Source organism: Sphingomonas sp. CCH9-E2 (assembly GCF_001557215.1).
Lineage (GTDB): Bacteria > Pseudomonadota > Alphaproteobacteria > Sphingomonadales > Sphingomonadaceae > Sphingomonas.
Map to the genome: position 1 here is coordinate 1 of NZ_LSJM01000207.1, position 259 is coordinate 259.

Genomic DNA, 259 nt, shown 5'->3' on the forward strand with positions numbered 1-259 from the left:
CCCGCCGCACTTCACCGACTTGACCTCAACGTCCATGTCACCGGTGAACACCATGGGGCTGCCCTTGCCTTCCACTCGGAGGACACGGGTCTCGACCTTGCGATCCTTGTCCTTGGCGTCCTTGCCCTTGCCGTCGGTGCGCTCGATCATGACGATGCGGTGGACGTGCTTTTCCTTGGTGCCCGCGGGGGCTTCGGGTGCTTCCGGAGCGGCGGGTGCATCGGGTGCCTGAACCGCGGCGATGGCGGCGGGCGCAGCC

At 67.2% G+C, this 259-nt stretch carries 1 pseudogene; it reads right to left on the reverse strand.

Annotation, left to right across the window (positions count from 1 at the left end):
* Positions 1-259, reverse strand: a pseudogene (locus AX681_RS22450) (hypothetical protein); the annotation flags it as partial.